The organism is Parahoeflea olei (genome assembly GCF_001703635.1).
Taxonomy (GTDB): Bacteria; Pseudomonadota; Alphaproteobacteria; order Rhizobiales; family Rhizobiaceae; genus Hoeflea; species Hoeflea olei.
This window is the reverse complement of record NZ_LQZT01000048.1, coordinates 163,910-184,715: the sequence shown is the minus strand read 5'-3', so window position 1 is coordinate 184,715 and position 20,806 is coordinate 163,910. Positions and strand designations below refer to the sequence as shown.

19 protein-coding genes are annotated in these 20,806 nt (G+C 65.4%); 10 read left to right on the top strand and 9 right to left on the bottom strand.

What is annotated here, in order from left to right; genetic code table 11:
* Window positions 1-16 precede the first annotated feature (16 nt).
* Window positions 17-1,303: a TRAP transporter large permease gene (locus tag AWJ14_RS19340; protein WP_066183266.1), complete on the top strand. Its 1,287-nt coding sequence runs from the start codon at window positions 17-19 to the stop codon at window positions 1,301-1,303.
* 4 nt (window positions 1,304-1,307) lie between these two features.
* Window positions 1,308-2,495: an aminotransferase-like domain-containing protein gene (locus AWJ14_RS19335; protein ID WP_066183263.1), complete on the top strand. Its 1,188-nt coding sequence runs from the start codon at window positions 1,308-1,310 to the stop codon at window positions 2,493-2,495.
* Window positions 2,496-2,550: 55 nt separating this feature from the next.
* On the opposite strand, the gene AWJ14_RS19330 is transcribed toward AWJ14_RS19335, so the two are convergent.
* Both AWJ14_RS19330 and AWJ14_RS19325 read right to left on the bottom strand, forming a co-directional pair.
* Window positions 2,551-4,458 carry a propionyl-CoA synthetase gene (locus AWJ14_RS19330; protein ID WP_066183260.1) on the bottom strand — a complete coding sequence of 636 codons (1,908 nt, stop codon included), beginning with the start codon at window positions 4,456-4,458 and terminating at the stop codon, window positions 2,551-2,553.
* Window positions 4,459-4,529: 71 nt separating this feature from the next.
* Window positions 4,530-5,264 (bottom strand): FadR/GntR family transcriptional regulator, encoded by a 735-nt coding sequence (locus AWJ14_RS19325; RefSeq protein WP_066183257.1) that lies wholly within the window; start codon window positions 5,262-5,264, stop codon window positions 4,530-4,532.
* A 202-nt stretch (window positions 5,265-5,466) separates the two neighbouring features.
* Here AWJ14_RS19325 and AWJ14_RS19320 point away from each other — a divergent pair, with 202 nt between their 5' ends.
* The 8 genes from AWJ14_RS19320 (at window position 5,467) to AWJ14_RS19285 (ending at window position 13,699) form a co-directional block, all read left to right on the top strand.
* Window positions 5,467-6,654 carry a mandelate racemase/muconate lactonizing enzyme family protein gene (locus AWJ14_RS19320; RefSeq protein ID WP_066183254.1) on the top strand — a complete coding sequence of 396 codons (1,188 nt, stop codon included), beginning with the start codon at window positions 5,467-5,469 and terminating at the stop codon, window positions 6,652-6,654.
* A gap of 62 nt (window positions 6,655-6,716) precedes the next feature.
* Complete coding sequence (locus tag AWJ14_RS19315; RefSeq protein WP_066183250.1) at window positions 6,717-7,109, top strand: rhodanese-like domain-containing protein; 393 nt, start codon at window positions 6,717-6,719, stop codon at window positions 7,107-7,109.
* A gap of 135 nt (window positions 7,110-7,244) precedes the next feature.
* Window positions 7,245-8,183, top strand: coding sequence for a 2-hydroxyacid dehydrogenase (locus AWJ14_RS19310; protein WP_066183246.1), 939 nt, complete (start codon window positions 7,245-7,247; stop codon window positions 8,181-8,183).
* A 44-nt stretch (window positions 8,184-8,227) separates the two neighbouring features.
* The gene (locus AWJ14_RS19305; RefSeq protein ID WP_066183243.1) at window positions 8,228-9,817 is read left to right on the top strand and encodes an ABC transporter substrate-binding protein; all 1,590 of its coding nucleotides are present in this window, start codon (window positions 8,228-8,230) and stop codon (window positions 9,815-9,817) included.
* 17 nt (window positions 9,818-9,834) lie between these two features.
* On the top strand, window positions 9,835-10,794 hold the full coding sequence (locus tag AWJ14_RS19300; protein WP_066183241.1) for an ABC transporter permease: 960 nt from the start codon (window positions 9,835-9,837) through the stop codon (window positions 10,792-10,794).
* A 1-nt stretch (window position 10,795) separates the two neighbouring features.
* Entirely contained in the window at window positions 10,796-11,677 is an 882-nt protein-coding gene (locus AWJ14_RS19295) for an ABC transporter permease (RefSeq protein ID WP_139112706.1), read from the top strand.
* Window position 11,678: 1 nt separating this feature from the next.
* A complete protein-coding gene (locus AWJ14_RS19290; protein WP_245304374.1) occupies window positions 11,679-12,734 on the top strand; it encodes an ABC transporter ATP-binding protein in 1,056 nt (351 codons plus the stop codon).
* On the top strand, window positions 12,731-13,699 hold the full coding sequence (locus AWJ14_RS19285; protein ID WP_066183236.1) for an ABC transporter ATP-binding protein: 969 nt from the start codon (window positions 12,731-12,733) through the stop codon (window positions 13,697-13,699). Before AWJ14_RS19290 ends, AWJ14_RS19285 begins: the two co-directional genes overlap by 4 nt.
* A gap of 124 nt (window positions 13,700-13,823) precedes the next feature.
* Here the strand turns inward: AWJ14_RS19285 and AWJ14_RS19280 are convergent, their stop codons facing one another.
* The 7 genes from AWJ14_RS19280 to AWJ14_RS19250 all read right to left on the bottom strand — a co-directional run bounded on the left by AWJ14_RS19280 (window position 13,824) and on the right by AWJ14_RS19250 (window position 20,672).
* Window positions 13,824-14,603 carry an SDR family NAD(P)-dependent oxidoreductase gene (locus tag AWJ14_RS19280; RefSeq protein WP_066183233.1) on the bottom strand — a complete coding sequence of 260 codons (780 nt, stop codon included), beginning with the start codon at window positions 14,601-14,603 and terminating at the stop codon, window positions 13,824-13,826.
* Between the two features lie 11 nt (window positions 14,604-14,614).
* The gene (locus AWJ14_RS19275) at window positions 14,615-15,469 is read right to left on the bottom strand and encodes a fumarylacetoacetate hydrolase family protein (protein WP_066183229.1); all 855 of its coding nucleotides are present in this window, start codon (window positions 15,467-15,469) and stop codon (window positions 14,615-14,617) included.
* A gap of 119 nt (window positions 15,470-15,588) precedes the next feature.
* Complete coding sequence (gene attM / locus AWJ14_RS19270; RefSeq protein ID WP_245304371.1) at window positions 15,589-16,377, bottom strand: AttM family quorum-quenching N-acyl homoserine lactonase; 789 nt, start codon at window positions 16,375-16,377, stop codon at window positions 15,589-15,591.
* Window positions 16,378-16,415: 38 nt separating this feature from the next.
* Entirely contained in the window at window positions 16,416-16,841 is a 426-nt protein-coding gene (locus AWJ14_RS19265) for a cupin domain-containing protein (protein ID WP_066183226.1), read from the bottom strand.
* Window positions 16,842-16,868: 27 nt separating this feature from the next.
* Window positions 16,869-17,858: an ABC transporter permease gene (locus tag AWJ14_RS19260; protein WP_083220375.1), complete on the bottom strand. Its 990-nt coding sequence runs from the start codon at window positions 17,856-17,858 to the stop codon at window positions 16,869-16,871.
* Window positions 17,859-17,873: 15 nt separating this feature from the next.
* Window positions 17,874-19,403, bottom strand: a complete 1,530-nt coding sequence (locus tag AWJ14_RS19255) for a sugar ABC transporter ATP-binding protein (RefSeq protein ID WP_066183223.1) — start codon at window positions 19,401-19,403, stop codon at window positions 17,874-17,876.
* A gap of 18 nt (window positions 19,404-19,421) precedes the next feature.
* Window positions 19,422-20,672, bottom strand: coding sequence for a sugar ABC transporter substrate-binding protein (locus tag AWJ14_RS19250; protein WP_083220374.1), 1,251 nt, complete (start codon window positions 20,670-20,672; stop codon window positions 19,422-19,424).
* Window positions 20,673-20,806 lie beyond the last annotated feature (134 nt).

Below are 20,806 nucleotides of genomic sequence, written 5' to 3'. Positions count from 1 at the left end.
ATGTGGGAATAACCAGATGACCATCGATATTGTTCTGATCGTCCTGTTCGGGATGATCTTCATCGGGGTGCCCATCTCGTTCGCGATGCTGGCGACGACGGGCCTCTACTTCCTCACCGGCCCGACGCCGGTCCTCATCGAGCTTCTTCCCGCCAAGATCTTCGAGGGTCTCGACAACATCATCCTGATCGCCATTCCGTTCTTCCTGCTTGCGGGCGAACTGATGAACCGCTCGGGCATGGCCGACCGGCTGCTGCACTTCTCCAACATGGTGATCGGCCGCGTCCGTGGTGGTTTCGCCTATGTCAACGTGATGGCGAGCCTCTTGTTCTCCGGCCTCACCGGCGTGGCGGTCGGCGACATCGCCGCACTCGGCAAGATCGAGGTGCTGGCGATGGAGAAGGCCGGGTATCCGCGCCACTTCGCCGCCGCCGTCACGGTGGCCTCGTCGCTGGTGGGCCCGATCATTCCGCCGAGCGGCATCATCATCCTGTATTGCGCGATCATGAATGTCTCCGTGGGCGGCATGTTCCTGGCAGCCCTCGTTCCCGGCGTGCTGATGGCGGTGGCCGACATGCTGGTGATCCGCATCCAGGCCAAGAAGCGCGATTTTCCGCTTTCGGATGTGGATCGCTCGTTCCCCGCCTTCATGGAAGGCACCCGCGACGCCGCGCTTGCGCTGCTGATGCCGGTGTTCCTGATCGGCGGCATCGTCGGCGGCATCACCACGCCGACCGAAGCGGCGGCCGCCTCGGTCGTCTATGCGCTGGTCGTGTCGCTCCTGATCTACCGCGCCCTGAGCCTCAGGCAGGTGGGCAAGATCTTCATGAACACGACCTTCGAATCGGCGCGGCTCCTGTTCATGATTGCCGGCGCGCTGTCGATGACCTGGATCTTCGCGCTCGAGGACCTGGCCGGCAAGGTGGCCTTCATCTTCGATTTCGCCGCCGGATCGCCGTTCCTGCTGATCCTGATCATCAACACCCTGTTCCTGATCCTCGGCATGTTCATGGATTCCGCGCTGGCGCTGATCCTGTTCGGCCCGATCGTCGCGCCGCTCGCCTACAGCGCCGGCGTCGATCCGCTGCAGCTCGGCATCATGCTGATCGTCAACGTGACGGTGGGCCTCGCGACGCCGCCGATCGGCTATGTCCTGTTCGCCATGTGCAGCGTTGTCCGGCTCGACTTCAGCCAGCTGGTCAAGGAGATGATGCCGTTCCTGCTGGTCAAGGCGGTGCTTCTGATCATCATCGGCATGGTTCCGGCGCTGACGATGTGGGTGCCGCGCTATTTCGGGTTCTGACGACATGGCCGAGTTTCCCTCCCAGGACACCGTGTTGCCGTTGCGCCTGTCGCAACTGGCAACACGGGCAAAACCCTCCGGCATCCGCGCGGCCCAGGCCGGCCGCGCGGATACGGTTTCCTTCAGCAAGGGGCACCCGGACCCCGCCCTGTTTCCGGCCGGACGGCTGCGCGAAGAGCTCGGCCGGCTTCTGTCGGACCCGGACAGCGCCGCCGACAGCCTGCAATATTCGGCAGGCGCCGGCACCGACGATCTGCGCGCCGCGGTCAGCGGCCTGATGCGGGAGCGCGGCGTCGCCTGCGGTCCCGAAAACGTGCTGATCACCAACGGCTCGCAACAGGGATTGTTTCTCGCCACCAGCGCTTTTGCCGATCCCGGCGAGACCGTGCTTGCCAGCCTGCCGGCCTATACCGGCGCGCTGCAGGTGTTCGAGGCGCTGGGGCTGGCCCTCGCCGATCCGGACGCGGGCCCGCAGCAGCCGGCGCTGATCTACGAGATTCCCAATTTCCACAATCCGACCGGGGCGTCCCTGCCGCTTGCGGACCGAATGAGGCGGGTCGAGGCGGCGCATCGGCAGGGCGCGATCCTGATCGAGGACGACCCCTACGGCCTGCTGCGCTATGATGGCGCCCCTCTGCCGGGCCTGCTCGAGATCGATGCCGGCCGCCATACCATCGAGACGGCGCGCACGCTGCATCTGGGTTCGCTCTCCAAGACGGTGGCGCCGGGCCTGCGGATCGGCTGGGTGGTCGGGCCGTCGGAAATCATCGCCCGGCTCGCTGTGCTCAAATACATCCAGGACATCCAGAGCGGCACGCTGGTGCAGCAACTGGCCGCCCGGGTGCTGTCCGAAGGATTCGCCTCGAGCGTGGCAAAAGCCTGCGACGTCTACCGCGACCGGCGCGACGCGCTGGATGCGGCGCTCTCTGCCCATTTCGGGGCGCGCGGCCGCTGGTCCAAGCCCGAGGGCGGGTTCTTCTTCTGGGTCGAACTGGCAGGCGGGCTCAAGGCCGCGCAGCTGCTGCCGCTGGCAGCCGGGAAGGGCGTCAATTTCGTGCCCGGAAACGCCTTCGGTCCGGCGGATCGCTTCGGCAGCTACATGCGTCTGGGCTTCTCCACCGGCCCGACCGGGGATTTCGAGCGCGGCGTGCGCCGGCTTGCCGAGGCCTTTGACGAACTGTCCGGCGCCTGAAGGGCCGGGGTCTTGCATCCGGCGCGGCCTGATCGCCGCGCCGGATGCGCTTGTCTCACGCCTCGCCGGCGGGCCGGGCCAGGCCGAGCGATTTCAGCGCTTCGGTGACCTCGTCCAGGATCGCCGGATCGTCGATCGTGGCGGGCGCCTTGTAGGTTTCGCCATCGGCGATCTTGACCATGGTCGCACGCAGGATCTTGCCCGAGCGGGTCTTGGGCAGCCGGTCGACCGCCACCACCTGGCGGAAGGCTGCGACCGGCCCGATCCGGTCGCGCACCAGCGCCACGACTTCCTTGCGGATCTCGTCCGCATCGCGGGTCACGCCCGCATTGAAGCAGATCAGCGCGACCGGCACCTGGCCCTTGAGCCTGTCGGCCGCGCCGATCACCGCGCATTCGGCCACGTCGGGATGGCTGGCGACCACCTCCTCGATGCCGCCCGTCGACAGCCGGTGCCCGGCCACGTTGATCACGTCGTCGGTGCGGGCCATGATGTAGACATAGCCGTCCTCGTCGATCATGCCGGCATCGCCGGTTTCGTAATAGCCCGGGAAATGCTCGAGATAGGACTTCACGAAGCGCTCATGGGCGTTCCAGATCGTGGTGAAGCAGCTCGGCGGCAGCGGCAGGCGGATGGCGATGGCGCCCAGCGTTCCCGGTGCGACCGGATGCCCGGCTTCGTCGAGCACCTCGATCTTGTAGCCGGGCATGGCCACCGAAGGCGATCCGCGCTTGACCGGCAGAAGCTCGATGCCCGCCGGATTGGCGGCGATGCTCCAGCTCGTCTCGGTCTGCCACCAGTGATCGATCACCGGTTTGCCGGTCTTTTCCTCGGCCCAGCGCACGGTGTCGGGATCGGCCCGTTCGCCGGCCAGGAAGACATATTTGAGCGCGCTCAGATCATATTTGCCGATGAACTCGCCCTGCGGGTCCTCGCGCTTGACGGCGCGGAAGGCGGTGGGCGCGGTGAAGAAGCTGCGCACCTTGTGCTCGGAGATGACGCGCCAGAACGTGCCGGCATCCGGCGTGCCGACCGGCTTGCCCTCGAACAGGACGGTGGTGTTGCCGTTGATCAGCGGGCCGTAGCAGATATAGCTGTGGCCGACGACCCAGCCGACATCGGAGGCCGCCCAGAACACGTCGCCAGGATGGACATCGTAGATGTTGCGCATCGACCAGGAGAGCGCGACGAGCTGGCCCGCGGTCGGCCGCACGACGCCCTTGGGCTGGCCGGTAGTGCCGGAGGTGTAGAGAATATAGGCCGGGTGGGTGCCTTCGACCGGGACGCACTCGGCGGGGGCGACGCCCTGCTGCGCCTCGTGCCAGTCGAAATCGCGGCCCTCGACCAGGTCGGCCCGCTCCTGCTCGCGCTGCAGCATCAGGCAGAAATCGGGCTTGTGGCGCGCCATGGCGATCGCCTGGTCGAGCAGCGGCTTGTAGTGGACGATCCGGCCCGGCTCGATCCCGCAGGAGGCGGCCAGCACCGCCTTCGGCGTGGCGTCGTCTATGCGCACGGCCAGTTCGTTGGCGGCGAAGCCGCCGAAGACGACCGAATGGATCGCGCCGATGCGGGCGCAGGCGAGCATCGCCTCCAGCGCTTCCGGTACCATCGGCATGTAGACGATCACCCGGTCGCCCTTGCCGACGCCCCTGGCGACCAGCGTGCCGGCAAGGCGGGAGACGCGGTCCTGAAGCTCGGCAAAGGAGATGTGGGTGACGGTGCCGGTGACCGGGCTGTCATGGATGATGGCGGTCTGGTCGCCGCGGCCTGCGGCGACGTGGCGGTCGACCGCGTTCCAGCAGGTGTTGACCATCGCATCCGCGAACCATTCGTCGATGCCGTCGGCAGTCTTCGACAGTCCGGCCCGCGGCGGCTCGACCCAGTCGATGGCCTTTGCCGCATCCAGCCAGAACCCTTCGGGATCGGCCTGCCAGGACTGGTAGACCTCTTGGTAAGTCGCCATTCAAATCTCCGCACAAAATGGGCCGGTCGGCGCTCTCGCGCGCGGGCCGGCTATGGCCGGGCCTTGCCCGTTCAGCTGATTGCGTCCTGCGTGCCGTCCGTCAGCCGGCGGCGCGAGCGCGCGAGATGCATCCGCATGGCGGCCGATGCCAGCACGGGATCTCCGGCGCTGATCGCCTCGAAAATTTCCGTATGCTCGTCGATGACGCGGCGGATGCGTTCCTTGTTGCTCGACTTGGTAAGCCCGAGCGAGACGGTGAGAAGCCGGACCGTCTGCTCCTGCAGCATCCGCATCGTGTCGATGAAGAAGATGTTGCCGGTCGCCACGGCGATGGCGTTGTGAAAGCCGAAATCGCTTTCCGGCGTGATGAAATCCGAAATCGCCTCGGTCTTCAGCCGCTCGAAGGCCGCCTTGATGTTGGCGAGCTGCTGGTCGGTCCGGCGCTGGGCGGCGAGTGCCGCCGCCGTGCCCTCGATCTCGATCCGGTATTCGATGCACTGCAGCAGCACGGCCACGTCGCCGGGCTGGGCGAAATCCGCCAGCCGCTTGGACGGACGGCGCTTGATATAGGTGCCGCTGCCGCGCTTGCGCTCCAGGATCCCGTCGGCCCCGAGCCGCGTCAGCGCCATCCGCACGATCGGCCGCGAGACCGAAAACATGCGGCAATAGTCGTTTTCCGACGGGAGCTTGGCGCCGACATCGAGCGGACCGCTCAGGATCTGCGAGAGAATTTCCCCATAGACGTGATCGGCAAGCGGGCTGTTGACCTCTTCCTCGCCGCCGACCTTGGCCTCTGTGTCATGCATGTGTGTCCCCTCTACCGGTTTGCCCCATTCTGACAAGCGGCAGCGAAACTGGCAATATTACATATTTTATCATTTGTAAATTACAGACTTGTATCATTCAGTAATTCGTGTATCCCTTCCGACCGTGGCCGCATTAGGGCCGCAACAGGCAAAACGAGCCCAGACGAGCGCAATGCCACGGGCACAGCAGGGGATGACCAGGATGAAAATCGTGTCCGTCGAGATCTTTGACATCGAGATGCAGGAGGACATCATCATCCCGTGGCACCCGGTGCTGGTGCGGGTGACGACCGACGAAGGCCTGACCGGCGTCGGCGAAGTCGCGCTCGCCTATGGCGCTGGCCACAGCGCCGGCGCGGCGGCGACCAAGGAGGTCGCCGAGCGGTTCGTGATCGGCGCGAATGTCTGGAACCGCGAAGCGCTCTGGGAAAAGATCTACCGGTCGAGCTTCTGGGCCCAGTGCGGCGGCCCGCTGATCCTGCCGGCCATGTCGGCCATCGATATGGCGCTCTGGGACATCCAGGGCAAGGCGCTGGGCGTGCCCTGCTACCAGCTGCTCGGCGGCAAGACCAACGAGAAGCTGCGCTGCTATGCCAGCCAGATCCAGTTCGGCTGGAGCGAGAAATACGAGCACCTCTACAAGCAGCAGGAATATTACGACGTCACGAAGAAGGTGATGGAGCTCGGCTACACCTGCGTGAAGGTCGATCCGCTGCTGATGGATCGCCAGGGCAAGCGGCACCCGTCGCACACCAAATATTTCTCCCATGAGCAGATCGAGATGTTCCGCGAGCGCATGGCCGCGATCCGCGAAGCGCTCGGGCCGTCGGGCGAGATCATCCTGGAAGTGCATTCGGCCACGACGATCCCCTCGGCGCTCCAGCTCGGCGAGGCGCTCGAGGAATACGGCATCTATTACTACGAGGAGCCCGTCGCCTATCACGACAGCAAGCTGCAGGACATCGTTTCCCGCCGCAGCCCGCTGCGGATGGCCGCCGGCGAGCGGATTTTCGGTCGCAACGGCATGCGCGCCTATATGGAGGATCGGTCGATCGAGGTGCTGCAGCCCGATATCGGGCTGGTGGGCGGCCTCACCGAAGCCAAGAAGATGTGCGACTACGCCTACACCTACGATGTGCTCGTCCAGGCCCATGTCTGCGGCTCGCCGGTCGCCACCGCGGCCGCACTGCATCTGGAGACGGCGATACCGAATTTCCTCATCCACGAGCATCACAGCCATGCGCTGAAACACTACAATGTCGAGCTGTGTGATATCGACCTGCAGCCCGTGGACGGATATTTCACGGTGCCCGAAGGTCCCGGCCTCGGCATCAACCTGAACGATGACGTGGTCAACCGGTCGCCGAAAGTGACCGTCACCCAGGCCTGAGGGCGCAATCGCCGGGGCGGCAGGCTCCGGCAGATGTGCACTGCAAACGCGAGAGGACAGTCATGAAACGCGGATACCGACAGCTGATCGACGAAGCCGAGGAAAAGATCGAAACCCTGACGCTCGAACAGGCCGGGGCGCTTCACGGGCGCGACGACGTCGTTTTCGTCGACCTGCGCGACCGCCGCGAACTGGAGCGGGACGGCCGCATTCCGGGCGCCTTCAATTGCCCGCGCGGCATGCTGGAATTCTGGATCGATCCCGAAAGCCCCTATCACAAGCCCGTCTTCGCCGAAGGCAAGACCTACGTCTTCTATTGCGCCAGCGGCTGGCGCTCGGCGCTGGCGACGCGGACGGCCCAGGAGATGGGGCTCGAGCCTGTCAGTCACATTTCCGGCGGCTACTCGGCCTGGAAGAAAGCCGGCATGGCGACCGAAGCGGTCGCCGCGAAATAGCCGGTCCGACCGGACGGAAGCGCCGGTTTAACGAGACATAGGGCGGCAGGTTGCCGCCTGCTGAAATCGTCCGTGGCGCCGCAAGGCCGGCTGCGGGCACGGTGAAACGCTGGCGCGAACTGGACCGCATATCCGATGACGCTGTTGATCGAAGCAGACCGGGAAGAGGGGTATGAGGAGTGGCGCGCCCTCTTTGCCGGGTTCCTGCCGGGCCGGGACATCCGCTGGTGGAACGACCCCGATGTCGACCCCGAGAGCGTCCGCTATGTGTTCTGCTTCGATCCCGAGCCGGGCCGGCTCGGCAGCTTTCCCAACCTGCAGCTGATCTGCGCGGCCTCCGTCGGGGTCGAGCGCATCGTCGCCGACCCGAGCTGGTCGCGCAGCATTCCGCTGGTGCGGATGGGCTGCGAGGAGACAGCCGCACAGATGGCCGATTTCGTCGCCTGGGCCTGCCTGTCGGCGCACCGCAACCTGCCGCGCATCCTCAAGGCGCGCGAGACCCGCACCTGGGACAAGTTCCTGCCTTCGACCGCGGTGGCGGGCAAGCGGGTCTCCATTCTCGGGCTCGGCAGCCTCGGTGCGGCCGCCGCTGCGATGCTCACTTCCATCGGCTTTGCGACGGCCGGCTGGTCGCGGAGCCCGAAGGAACTGTCCGGTGTCAGGAGCTTTGCCGGCGAAGAGGAACTCGACACGCTGCTGCAGCAGACCGACATCTTGGTGTGCCTGTTGCCGGGGACACCGGAGACGATGGGCATCCTGAATGCCGAACGGCTTGCCCAGCTTCCGGCCGGGGCTTCGGTGATCAACGTGGCGCGCGCCGGACATGTGGTCCTGCCCGACCTGATTGCGGCCCTCGACTCCGGACATCTGGCCAGCGTCTTCCTCGATGTGTTCGACCGTGAGCCGCTGCCCGCGGACAGCCCGCTGTGGTCGCATCCGAAGATCGTGGTCACCTCGCATCTCGCCTCGACCGCCTCGCGCCGGTCCCGGGCCCGCTACGCATCCGACGTCATCACCGCTTTCGAGTGGGGAGACGCCTTGCCCAACCGATACAAGCCGGAGGCCGGCTACTGAGATTGGGCACTCGCCCGACGAATCATCTTGAACAGGAGGAAAAGATGAAACTGACAGCTATTATGGCAGCCGCGCTGACGGCTGGTATCGCATTCGGGGGAATGACCCAATTCGCGGCCGCCCAGGATGCCCCGACCCGCCTGGTCGGCGGCTTTGACGTCGGCCCGGGCGGCTTTCCCAACAACGTCAATCCGCTGCTGGCGACCACCGGCTACATGGCGCTGACGCTCGCCTATGAACCGCTCGTCATCTACGACGAGAAGATCGAAAAGGTCGTTGGTCGTCTGGCCGACAGTTTCGAGATCTCGCCGGACGGCCTGACCTACACTTTCAAGCTGGCCGCCGACGCCAAGTGGCACGACGGCGAGCCCTTCACTTCGAAGGACGTGGCCTTCACCCTCAACCTCGCCAAGGACACCGCCAGCGGCTCGGTCTATGTGGCGCGGCTCTCCACCATCGCCGAGATCGCGACGCCGGACGACCAGACCGTGGTGCTGACGCTGTCGCAACCCAACTCGTCGCTGCTCGACACGTTGACCAAGGTGATGATGCTGCCCGAGCACCGGCTCGCCGGGATCGCGCCCGACACGCTGGCGCGCAACGACTACTGGATCACCGATCCGGTCGGCACCGGCGCATTCCGCTTCAAGCAGTATTCGCCCAACCAGTACATCGAATACGAGGCATTCGCCGACTACCGTCGCGGCAAGCCGAAGATCGACCAGCTGGTCAACCGCTACTTCAAGACCCCGGCGGCAGCCGTCGCGGCGCTCAAGGCGGGCGAGATCGCGGTGAGCTATGTCGAAGCCGACGACATCAAGAACTTCCAGACCGACAGCGCCTTCCGCGTGATCGAAGGCAATTCCCAGGTCGTCAATTATCTCGGCTTCAACTTCGCCGCCAAGATCTGGGACGATGTCCGGGTGCGCAAGGCGGTGATGTACGCCATCGACCGCGAAACCATCATCGAGCAGCTCTACAACGGCAAGGCGACCGCGGCCAATTGCGGCTACAGCGCGGCCCGGCTGGTGCCGGACGGGCTCGAGACCTATGCCTATGATCCGGACAAGGCCCGCGCCCTGCTCGAAGAAGCCGGCTGGGGCGAGATCAACGGCGACAAGCCGATCTCGGTGCTGACCTATTACAACAACGACCAGGCCAACAACGTGATGGCCGCCATGCAGGCGATGCTGGCCCAGGTCGGCATCAACATCGCCCCGCGCACGGTGGACATGGCGGGCTACAACGCCACCATCTACGCCAAGCCGATCGACCCGTCGCAGTTCCAGATCGTCTATGCGGGCCTGACCAACGGCCCCAATCCGGGCAATCTCAACATCGGCCTGAACGCGGCGCAGATTCCGCCGAACGGTTCGAACTACACGCGGGTCGACATCCCCGCCGTCTCGGAGGCCTTCGACACGGCCATGAAGCAGACCACGCCCGAAGGCATGGACAAGGCCTATAGCGACGTCTGCAAGGCGATGAACGAGAACCTGCCCTGGGCGACGCTGTGGGAAACCAAGCGCTACGGCGTGGAATCGGCGAAGCTGAAGAACCTCAACTGGCAGCCTGCACCCGGTGGCGGACCTTACGAGATGCACCCGGAGCTGTGGGAACTCGAAACCAACTGACAGGGACGGTCCCGGACATGACGCTCTATGTGGTTCGCCGGATCGGCGCGGGGATTTTGCTGCTGCTTGCCTTGAGCATGCTGGTCTTCTTCCTGCTGCGCCTGGCCCCCGGCGATCCACTCTCCTCCTATATCGACCCGATGGTGTCGATGACGGAGCAGGACATGGAACGGCTGCGGCAAAGCCTCGGCCTCGATCAGCCGCTGCCGTTCCAATATATCTACTGGCTGGGTGAAACGATCACCGGCGACCTGGGGCGTTCGCTTCAGCGCAACGGGCAGCCGGTCAGCGAGCTTCTCATGGCCAGCATTGGTCCGTCGATGCTGCTGATGCTCTCGGGCTCGCTGCTGGCGATCCTGTTCGGCATCGTCATCGGCATCGTCGGCGCGGTGCGCCGCGACGGCCCGGCCGACGTGATTCTCGCCGCGCTCTCCTCGGTCGGCGTTTCGAGCCCGGCCTTCCTGACGGCGCTCGTCGGCCTCTATGTCTTTTCCGGCGTGCTGCACTGGGCGCCCGCGGGCGGAATGCAGGAACCGGGCATGCCGTTCACGCTGTCGGGGCTGTTGTCGCATCTCGCGCTGCCGGCCCTCATTCTCGCCTTTGGCCAGACCGCGCTGATTGCCCGCTACATGCGCTCCTCGCTGCTCGAAGTGCTGCACCAGGACTTCATCCGCACCGCCCGCGCCAAGGGCGTTCCGCGGCGCAAGGTGATCCTCAAGCATGCGGTGCGCAACGCGCTGCTGCCGGTGGTCACCCTGATCGGCTCGACGCTGGGGCTCGCCGTGGGCGGCGCGATCTTTATCGAAAGCGTGTTCAACTGGCCCGGCATGGGCCTGATGATGGTGACTGCTGTCGAGGCCCGTGACTATCCCCTGATCATGGGCGGAACGCTGGCGGTGGGGGCCTGGGTCATCCTGGCCAACATCCTCACCGACGTTGCCTATGCCTTCATCGATCCGCGCATCAAGGTCGGCTGACATGGCAACGACACCTATTTCCCATCCGCGCGCCAAAAGCCCTGCCCGGCGCGCGCTCGGCCGCTTCGGCTCCAAGCCCGGCGCGATGATCGGGCTTGCGGTCTTTGCGAGCCTGCTGCTGCTCATGCTGGTCCACCCGTTGGTGAGTGGAATCGGGCCCAACACCATCGACCTGCGCGCCATCAACCAGGGGCCCAGCGCGAGCCACTGGCTCGGCACCGACGGGGTCGGGCGCGACGTCTTCGCGCGCCTGCTCGAGGGCGGACGGATCTCGCTCTTGGTCGCCGTCACCTCCTCGGTCGCCTCGCTGGTGATCGGTTTCCTCATCGGCGCGGTCGCGGGTCTCGGCGGCCGCATTGCCGACGCCATCGCGATGCGCTCGGTCGACGTGGCGATGACGCTGCCGCCGGTCATCCTGCTCCTGGTGCTGGCGTCGATCACCGGCCCGGGCATCGGGCCGACGATCCTGGTCATCTCGCTTCTGTCCTGGCCGGTCCTGTCGCGGCTGGTCCGCTCGCGCCTGCTTGAACTCGGCCAGCGCGATTTCGTCGTCGCCTCGCGCGGCATGGGAGCCGGGCTCGGCCATCTCATCTGGCGCCATGCGCTGCCCAACTCGATCGACATCCTCGTGGTCTTCGCCACCCTGCAGGTGGCCAGCGCGATCCTGCTGGAAGCCGGGCTTTCCTTCCTCGGGCTCGGCGTGCCGCCCCCCGATGCCAGCTGGGGCAACATGCTCTTTGCCGCGCGCAGCACGACGGTGCTGACCAATTATCCGTGGCAGTGGATGTTCCCCGGCCTGGCGCTGGTGGTGGTGGTGCTGGCCATCAACTTCATCGGCGACGGCCTGCGCGACGCCTTCGATCCGCGTTCGGAAGGAGCATGACATGCCGCTTTCGCCCATGACCGAACCGATGGCCGCCCCTCCGGCGGACGCCGCCCCGGAGCCGACGCTGCGCGTTGACGGCCTCAAGGTGGGCTTCGGCGGCAGCCAGACCAGGCTGATTGCCGTCGAGGACATCAGCCTGCACATCTCCCCCGGCCGGACGCTGGCGCTGGTCGGCGAATCGGGCAGTGGCAAGTCGGTCACCAGCCTTGCGGTGATCCGCCTGCTGGCGGCGCGCGGCCGGATCGTCTCGGGCCGGATCGCGCTGCGCGACAAGGCGGGCGCGGTGCGCGACCTGGTCGAGCTCGACGAGCCGGCCCTCGAAGCGGTGCGCGGCAACGATCTCGGCATGATCTTCCAGGAGCCGATGACGAGCCTCAATCCGGTGCTGACGGTCGGCGAACAGATCGCCGAACCGATCCGCATCCACATGGGCCTGTCGCGGCGCGCCGCCATGCAGCGCGCCATAGAGATGCTCGACCGTGTCGGCATTCCCGGCGCGGCCGAGCGGGCCCGGCAGTATCCGCACGAGTTTTCCGGCGGCATGCGCCAGCGGGTGACGATCGCCATCGCGCTTGCCTGCGACCCGGTCCTGCTGCTCGCCGACGAACCCACCACCGCGCTCGACGTCACGGTGCAGATGCAGATCCTCAACCTGCTGCGCAGCCTGCAGCAGCAGCAGGGCATGGCGATGCTGTTTGTCACCCACAATTTCGGCGTCGTCGCCGAGATCGCCCACGACGTCAGCGTCATGTATGCCGGGCAGATCGTCGAGCACGGCACCGTGCGCCAGGTTCTCAAGACGCCGCGTCACCCCTATACGCGCGGCCTGCTCGCCTGCGTGCCGCAACTGGGAACCGCGTCGGAACACAAGAAGCAGGCCACGCCCCTGTTCTCCATTCCCGGCATGGTGCCGAGCCTGCGCGACATGCCGCGCGGCTGCCGCTTTGCCGCCCGCTGCGTCCACGCCGAAGCGCGGTGCCGCGAGGCGACGCCGGCGCTGGAGACCACCGACACCGGAAACATCGCGCGCTGCATCAGGTGGAACGAGATATGAGTGAGCAAACGGATTTCCTGAGCGTCCGCGGCCTGACCAAGCACTATGTCCAGCGGGGCATCGGCCGCAGGCAGACCGTGCATGCGCTCGATGACGTCTCGTTCACGGTCGCGCGCGGCGAGACCGTCGGGCTGGTGGGAGAATCGGGCAGCGGCAAGACCACGATCGGCCGCGCCATCCTGCGCCTGATCGAACCGACGGCGGGGCAGGTGCTGCTCGACGGCACCGATGTGACGGCGTTGTCGCCGCGCGCGCTGCGCCGGTTCCGCAAGCGCATGCAGTATGTTTTCCAGGATCCCTATGCCAGCCTCTCGCCGCGGATGACGATCGGGGAGATCCTCACTGAAGGTCTGGTCCTGCAGGGCGTGCGCGGCCGGGAGAAGCGGCGGCAGATGGCGCTCGACGCGCTGGCCTCGGTCGACCTGCCGGCGGATGCGCTCGACCGCTACGCGTTCGAATTCTCCGGCGGGCAGAGGCAGCGCATCGGCATCGCCCGCGCCCTGGTGCTGGAGCCGGAACTGATCGTCGCCGACGAGCCGGTTTCCGCGCTCGACGTGTCGGTGCAGGCGCAGACGATCAATCTCTTGCGGTCGCTCCAGCAGCGCAACAATCTGACGATGCTGTTCATCTCGCACGATCTCGGCGTGGTCGAATATGTCTGCGACCGCATCATCGTGCTGTTCCTCGGCCGGATCATGGAAATCGCTTCCAGCGAAACGCTCCTCAAGGCGCCGCGGCACCCCTATACACGGGCGCTGATCTCCGCGGTCCCCGGCCTCGACCCGGATGCCGACCGCTCGGGCCAGCAGGTGCTGCAGGGCGACATCCCCAATCCCGCCAACCCGCCTTCGGGCTGTGTCTTCAGGACCCGCTGCCCACATGCGATCGACCGCTGCGCCGCGGAGGTGCCGCCCCTCGAAGAGGTCGAGCCCGGCCACTTCAAGGCCTGCATCCGCGACGTCTGAGCCGGCCCGCGCCGAGCCAACCCGGCGAACGGCGCATGGCATCGTGAAACGACCGGAGCCGTACGGCGCGACCCTCCGCATGGCCGCGTGGTTGGCGGCTTCGCGGCGCCGGGCGGCCGGCCTGTCAGACGGCGGTCTTCCCCGCCTGCTGCACGCCGCGATAGGCGCTCAGGGCGCTGAAGCCGCCATCGATCAGGATGTCCTCGCCGGTAATCGAGGTCGCGAGGTCGGAGGCCAGGAACAGCACCAGATTGGCCACTTCCTCTGCTTCCACGGCGCGCCCGGAGGGGGTCGCCGCGATCATCGGCTGCAGATGCGGGGCGCCGCGGTTGAGGTCGGTCACGACGAGGCCGGGGCAAATCGCGTTTGCCCGGATGTTCCATGCCGCAAATTCCGAAGCCGCGCTGCGCGTGAGTCCCCGGACAGCCCATTTGCTGGCGGTATAGGCCGGGTCCTGATGGGCCGTGAAGGCACTGTTGGAGGCGATGTTGATGATGCTGCCACCGCCCGAGCGCCGCATCAGGTCGGCCACCGCCTTCTGCCCGAGGAACACGCCGGTCTGATTGATGGAGATGACCCGGTTCCAGGTCTCCAGATCCATCTGGATGATGGACTTGCGGTTCACGATCCCGGCATTGTTGACCAGGATGTCGAGACGACCCTGCCAGGCCTCCATCTCTTCGACCACCGACTGCCACTGATCGGGACTGGCAACGTCGAGCGCGCAGAACCGCACCTGCCGGCCTTCCGCCGCAAGGCCTGAGGCGAGGCTTTTGCTTTCCTGCTCCAGAATGTCGGCGATGATGACGGCCGCGCCCGCTTCCGACAGCTTGCGCACCTCCCACGCCCCCTGGCCGCGCGCCCCGCCGGTCACGATCGCCGTCTTTCCAACCAGTTCGATCATCACGGGATTCCTCACGTCTGCTGGGCTGCGGCGACGACGCTGGTCGATTGCCGACCGAGCCCGTCGATGCCGAGTGAAAGGGCGTTGCCCGGTTTCAGAAACAGCTGCGGAGACCGGCCCATGCCGACGCCGGCAGGGGTGCCCGTGGCGATGATGTCGCCCGGCTCCAGCGTCATGAACCGGCTGAGATAGGAGACCAGATGCGCCACGGAGAAGATCATGTTGGCGGTGGTGCCGGACTGCATCCGCCGGCCATCGACCTCGAGCCAGAGGTCGAGATCCTGGACATCCGCGATCTCGTCGCGGGTGACGAGCCAGGGACCGATCGGCCCGAAACTGTCGTGGCTTTTGCCCTTGGTCCACTGCCCGCCGCGTTCGGACTGGAAGCCGCGCTCCGAGACGTCGTTGACGACGCAGTAGCCGGCCACATGCGCCAGCGCCTGATGCTCGGCGACATATTTGGCACGGCGGCCGATCACCACGCCCAGTTCGACTTCCCAGTCGAGCTTTTCCGAGCCCTGCGGCATCTCGATCGGATCGTTCGGTCCGCACACGGCGCTGGTCGCCTTCATGAACACGATCGGCTCCGGCGGTGCCTGCTTCCCGGTCTCGTGCGCATGGTCGATATAATTGAGCCCGATGCAGATGAACTTGCCGACGCCGCCGACACAGGCGCCGATGCGCTGTCCCGGGTCGATTTCCGGCAGCGAGCGGAGGTCGAGCGCGGCGAGGCGCTGCAATCCCTCCTCCGACAAGGCTTCGCCGGAGATGTCGGCGACATGCGCGGAGAGGTCCCGCAGCCGGCCTTCGCCGTCGAGGGCCGCCGGGCGTTCCTGGCCAGACGCGCCTATTCTGAGAAGTTTCATGGATCTTGCCTTGTTCGAATGGTCCGGTGTGGCGCAGGCCCTGGCTGTTCGGGATGAAGGTCCCGCGCGCCACACCAGACGCAAGAAGCGTTCAGGGACGGGGCTCGCCCCATCCGTTGCTAGTAATAGTCGGGCGCCTTTTTCAGCTCCGACCACTGCTGCGCATCGTGGCCGGCGACCACAAGCGCACCGGTCTTGCGCTGCACTGCGCGCAGCTTCTTGACCGAGCGCACCGCATCGATGGCCGAATGCAGCGCACCGGGCAGGACCTTCTCCTCGAAATGGTCGAGCGTGTCGGCGGCATCCACCGCCAGCAGAACCGACTGGCCCGCGGAGGTGGTGACGAGGATCGACTGGTGGCCGCAGGTATGGCCGGGCGAGCGGATCAGGATCACGGAGCCGTCGCCGAACAGGTCGTAGAAATCCCCCCAGGCATCCTCGAGGATCAGCCAGTCGAGATCGGGGCGATCGAAATCACGTCGGATATAGGCGGCTGAGGCGAACCAGTCCGGCGCGTGCGCATATTCATATTCGACCCTCTGGACCACATGTGTGGCGTTCGGAAAGCGTCCCACGGCCCCGACATGGTCGAGATGCAGGTGCGACAGCACCACATACCGGATGTCCTCCGGCGCCAGGCCCAGCTTCTCCACCTGGGCGACGCAGCCCTGTTCCTCAGTCAGCACCGGCGTGAAGAACTTCGCCACCTCCCCCCAATGGCCAGCGGCATCGCTTGCGCACTCCACCGGCGTGCCCCCGTCGATCACCACATGTCCCTTGGGATGGGTGATGACATAGAACGGAACCGGGATCTCGTGCGGCTTGTCCGCCCCGTTCAGGTAGATGTCGTGGTAGTTGCACTTCAGTATGCCCGTATCGAGCATGTAGAGCCTGATGTCGTTGCTCATGCTTGGCCTCCCGTTTGGTAACTTGATAGCTGCCGCGATCAGGCGCGGCGATAGCCTTCCAGGGCTTCGTCCGGAACATCCGGCAGATTGACGACGATATTGTCGGGGGTCCGTGCGGTCAGCCAGACAAGCTCGTCTTCGGTGCTCATATTGACCTCGACATGCGGCATGAACGGCGGGACGAAAACGAAATCACCTTCCTCCATGTCGACGAACTGTGTGAAGTCCTTGCCGAAATAGATCCGTCCCTTGCCCTTGAGCACATAGCCGCCGGTTTCGGCCTCGCCGTGGTGATGCGGCGGCGAGCGAAAGCCGGGTTCGTTGGACACGCGCCCGAACCAGATCTTTGTGGCCGGCGTGTGCTGCGGGCTGACGCCCGATTTGCGCACGCAATCGCCGGACTGGCCGGTATTGTTGTCCAACTCGTGCTTCCGGGTGATCACCGGTACGTCTTCGGCAGCCATGAAGGGTCTCCTTGGTTTGACAGCGTCTTACTTGATGAACTGATATTTCTTGCGGTCGATGGTTGAGGCCACGGCCAGGATGATGACGGCGCCCTTGACCACTTCCTGGGTGAAGCTGTTGACGCCGACCACGTCCATGCCATTGCTCAGAATGGCGATGACGAGGACGCCGAGGATGGTCCTGTGCGGACCGCCGATCCCGCCCGACAGCGCCGTTCCGCCCATCACGATCGCGGCGATCGAATCGAGCAGCATGTTCGCCCCCGCGGTCGGAGTGCCCGCGCCGACCTGCGCGGTCAGCACCACGCCGGCAAGGCCGCACAGGCCTCCCGACAGCATGAAGGCGAACAGCTTGTAGCGCTGCACCGGCACGCCGGCATTCGCGGCGACCAGCTCGCCGCCGCCGATGGCAAACAGATAGCGTCCCAGCACGGTCTTGAAGGCGACGAAGGTGAGAATGGCGGCCGCCAGCAGCGCGATGACGATGATGTTGGGAACACCGAGCAGGACGGTGGCATTGACGAAATCGGTCAGGGAGAAGTCCATGAACATGATCGAGGTGCCGCCGGCGATCATGTTGGCGATGCCCGAAAGCACCGACAGCATGCCCAGGGTGACCAGGAACGACGGCACTTTCAGCTGCACCAGAATGGCGCCGTTGATCAGGCCGACCAGAACGCCGATGCCCACGCCCGCGGCGATGGCAGTGAGAGGGCCAAACGGATCCAGCGCAAGCGCTGCGACAATGCCGGCGAGCGTGACGATCGAGCCCACCGACAGGTCGATCGAGCCGATCATGATGACCATGGTGCCGGCCAGCGACACCAGAAGCAGCACCGAGGATTGCCGCCCGATATTCATCGCATTGTCGAAGGTGGCGAAATAGGGGTTTTGGATGCCGAAAGCGGCGACAAGCACCACAATGACGATGAACGGGTAAAGCGAAATCGCATTGTGCCGCAGCCAGTCTGACAGCGAGAATGTGCGAGCCGGCGAAGTGGGGGCGTTGCTGCTCATTGTATCTAGTCCTGATTAAACCATGCCACGCACGACGGTGGCCTCGTCCGGCTTGGCGGCGGGGGGCGTTGCGATCTCCGAGGTAATCCTGCCTGAGCGAAAGGTGAGGATCCGGTTCGACAGCCCGATCAGTTCGGGCAGGTTGTCCGACACCAGCAGGATGGCGACACCCTGGGCCGCCAGTTCCCGCAACAAGGCATAGATTTCTTCCTTGGCGCCGACATCGAGTCCTCGCCCCGGATCGTCGAGCACGAACACGCGGACCCCGCGTTCCATCCATTTGGCGAAGACCACCTTCTGGGCGTTGCCTCCGGAGAGGTTGCGGATTTGCACATGCCTATCCGGCGTGCGGATGCCCAGGCGTTCGATCCAGCCCTGCGCCATGCTGGCCGATCGGGCAGCGGACAGGACCGGGGCCTTGTCATGGCGCAGCTTGTGCAAGGACGGCAGCGCCATGTTCCATTCCACCGAATGCACGCCGATCGCGCCCGAACTGTTGCGCTCGGCCGGCACGGTGCCGATGCCGCGCGCCACCGCCTGCGCCTGGTTGCCGAAGCTCAACGGCTCCCCATGCAGCCGGATGCTGCCTGACGAGGGCACCTTGGTTCCGGACAGAACGGCGGCAAGGCTTGTCTTGCCCGATCCCAGAACCCCGGCCACGCCGAGGATTTCCCCCTCATGCAGGGTGAAGCTGATGTCATCGAGCTCGCCGGCAACCGTGATTCCCTCCGCCACCAGGACCGGAGCGCCCGGGACAAGGCGCTGCTCGGCTTCCTTGTAGTAGCCGGCGAGTTTGGGGCGTCCGACGATTGCCTCGTGGATCCGGTCGGCATCGGTGTCTTCGATTCGCCACTGTCCGCTCACGCTGCCGTCCTTGAGCGCCACGACATCGTCGCAGACTTCGAAGACGTCGCTGAGATGGTGCGAGACGAACAGGATGGAGGCCTTTTCCTTCCATCGGCGGATCGAGGCGAACAGGATTTCCGTTTCCTGGTCGGACAGCGCGCTGGTCGGCTCGTCGAGCAGCACGATGGGTTCGACCGGATAGAGATGGCCGAGCGAGAAGGCCTTTGCGATCTCGACAAGCTGGCGCTGGCCGAAGGACAGGTCGCCGGTGCGGCAGCGCGGATCGATCTGCAGCCCCAATTCGTCGAAAACGAGTGTGGCGAAAGCCGCCATGCCGTCCGAATTGAGGACGCCAAGGCGCGAAAACTGCTTTTCGCGCCCCAGCAGGATGTTTTCATAGACCTTGAGGTTGGGCACCAGGCCCTGTTCCTGGAACACGGTGGCAATGCCAAGCCGGGCAGCTTCCGCCGGCGAGGAAAACTGCGCGACCGTCCCGTTCACCTTGAGCGTGCCCGCGGAGGGGGCCCGCGTGCCGTTGACGATCGAGATTATGGTCGATTTCCCCGCACCGTTCTCCCCCACCAGCCCAAGCACGCTGTGGCGCTTGAGCCGGATGGAGGCATCCCGCAGTGCGACCAGCGGCCCATAGCTTTTGGACACGCGGTCGAGTTCGAGGGCGATTTGCTCGGAATTGGACATGGGGCTGGCGTGCGGGGATCAGGACTTGACCGGGCCGGTCTTGTAGTGCTCCGCGTAGAGCGCATCGACGTCGGCGAACACCCCGGCCGCGGCCGCGCCTTTGTAGGCGGGATTGAGCTGGTCACGATTGTCCGGGAACGGCCCCCAGAAGACCTCGGGGTCGATGGCCGTGATCTTGTTCTGCGGATCCCATTTGTCCGGATTGAGCGTCCGGCTCATCAGCGCCCAGTCGAACGGATCGTCGCCTTCCCCGTAGATCGCGGCGGCAATGCCGCCGGCATTGTCCGGCGTCGCCAGGGCTGAGCCGGTGAACAACAGGCGTTCGCCCAGGGTGGGCTTCCATCCGTTCATGGCATCGAAGGCGAGCACCGTGGTGAAGCCGGCACCATACGGCGGCAGCGAGGTGTGGGTCGCGACCATGTGCTCGCCCTTGGCCACTTCCTGCAGGCCTTCGGGGAGTCCGTCGACGCCACTGACCTTGATATCGGCCAGTCCGCGCTCGCGCAGGACGCTGATCACGCCAAGCGCCATGTTGTCGTTCTGGGCGAACACGCCCTTCATGTCGGGATGCGCCGTGATCATCGAGAGCATCACGTCGCGCGCCTTTTGGCGATCCCAGTCGGCTCGCAGGCCGCCGACGATCTCGATGCCGGGATATTCCTTGGCCGCCTGCATCAGGCCAGCGGTGCGATAGGTGTCCGTGGGCGTGGCAAGGCCCGCGATGTGGACGATCTTGCCCTCGCCGCCGACGCTGTCAAACAGCGCCTTGGCGACTTCATAGGCCCCCTCGACCGAGTTCGGGGTCACGAAGGACACGAAATAGTCGCCGACATCGGGGGGCGTGAACCAGGCCGGTGCTTCCCAGCTCGGCACGTAATGGATCCGGTTTTCCTGGCAGTATTTCGCGACCATCGGCAGCGAGCCCGCCGGATTGACGCAGCCGATCAGCATCGACGCGCCGTTGGCCGGAAGGCTGCGCACCTGGGACAACTGCCGCGCCGTGTCGTTCTGGTGGAACAGTTCCTGGGCGTCGAGATCGAGGGCGGTGGCCGCGCGGTTGAAGGCCTGCGTCCAGACATTCCAGTAGTCGTTGGCCGGGGTCGATACCTGGTTGGCGATTTTTCCGCGCGCGGCCGCCTGGGCCATTCTCGTCAGCGCCGGAGTGGCGGCAAGCGAGATGCCGGCAATGCCGGCCAGTTTCAGAAAGACGCGTCGCTGCAGGCCTTCAGGCATGGCGAGAGCGGCACGGACTATTTTTTCCTCGGTCATCAAGTTTCCTCCCAAATTGATTGCATGACAATAATTTTTAGAATTATCATATGTCAATAATTTTTATCCGGCTGCTGAGGCGTTCCATCTCCGAAAGCCAGTGAACTGACTGGCAAGCGCGCAGGCGGAGCCGC

Excerpts from the sequence above, each read along its gene's own strand:
- AWJ14_RS19340 (WP_066183266.1), top strand. The coding sequence starts at position 17 with ATGACCATCGATATTGTTCTGATCGTCCTGTTCGGGATGATCTTCATC.
- AWJ14_RS19335 (WP_066183263.1), top strand. The coding sequence starts at position 1,308 with ATGGCCGAGTTTCCCTCCCAGGACACCGTGTTGCCGTTGCGCCTGTCG.
- AWJ14_RS19330 (WP_066183260.1), bottom strand. The coding sequence starts at position 4,458 with ATGGCGACTTACCAAGAGGTCTACCAGTCCTGGCAGGCCGATCCCGAA.
- AWJ14_RS19325 (WP_066183257.1), bottom strand. The coding sequence starts at position 5,264 with ATGCATGACACAGAGGCCAAGGTCGGCGGCGAGGAAGAGGTCAACAGC.
- AWJ14_RS19320 (WP_066183254.1), top strand. The coding sequence starts at position 5,467 with ATGAAAATCGTGTCCGTCGAGATCTTTGACATCGAGATGCAGGAGGAC.
- AWJ14_RS19315 (WP_066183250.1), top strand. The coding sequence starts at position 6,717 with ATGAAACGCGGATACCGACAGCTGATCGACGAAGCCGAGGAAAAGATC.
- AWJ14_RS19310 (WP_066183246.1), top strand. The coding sequence starts at position 7,245 with ATGACGCTGTTGATCGAAGCAGACCGGGAAGAGGGGTATGAGGAGTGG.
- AWJ14_RS19305 (WP_066183243.1), top strand. The coding sequence starts at position 8,228 with ATGAAACTGACAGCTATTATGGCAGCCGCGCTGACGGCTGGTATCGCA.
- AWJ14_RS19300 (WP_066183241.1), top strand. The coding sequence starts at position 9,835 with ATGACGCTCTATGTGGTTCGCCGGATCGGCGCGGGGATTTTGCTGCTG.
- AWJ14_RS19295 (WP_139112706.1), top strand. The coding sequence starts at position 10,796 with ATGGCAACGACACCTATTTCCCATCCGCGCGCCAAAAGCCCTGCCCGG.
- AWJ14_RS19290 (WP_245304374.1), top strand. The coding sequence starts at position 11,679 with ATGCCGCTTTCGCCCATGACCGAACCGATGGCCGCCCCTCCGGCGGAC.
- AWJ14_RS19285 (WP_066183236.1), top strand. The coding sequence starts at position 12,731 with ATGAGTGAGCAAACGGATTTCCTGAGCGTCCGCGGCCTGACCAAGCAC.
- AWJ14_RS19280 (WP_066183233.1), bottom strand. The coding sequence starts at position 14,603 with ATGATCGAACTGGTTGGAAAGACGGCGATCGTGACCGGCGGGGCGCGC.
- AWJ14_RS19275 (WP_066183229.1), bottom strand. The coding sequence starts at position 15,469 with ATGAAACTTCTCAGAATAGGCGCGTCTGGCCAGGAACGCCCGGCGGCC.
- attM (WP_245304371.1), bottom strand. The coding sequence starts at position 16,377 with ATGAGCAACGACATCAGGCTCTACATGCTCGATACGGGCATACTGAAG.
- AWJ14_RS19265 (WP_066183226.1), bottom strand. The coding sequence starts at position 16,841 with ATGGCTGCCGAAGACGTACCGGTGATCACCCGGAAGCACGAGTTGGAC.
- AWJ14_RS19260 (WP_083220375.1), bottom strand. The coding sequence starts at position 17,858 with ATGAGCAGCAACGCCCCCACTTCGCCGGCTCGCACATTCTCGCTGTCA.
- AWJ14_RS19255 (WP_066183223.1), bottom strand. The coding sequence starts at position 19,403 with ATGTCCAATTCCGAGCAAATCGCCCTCGAACTCGACCGCGTGTCCAAA.
- AWJ14_RS19250 (WP_083220374.1), bottom strand. The coding sequence starts at position 20,672 with ATGACCGAGGAAAAAATAGTCCGTGCCGCTCTCGCCATGCCTGAAGGC.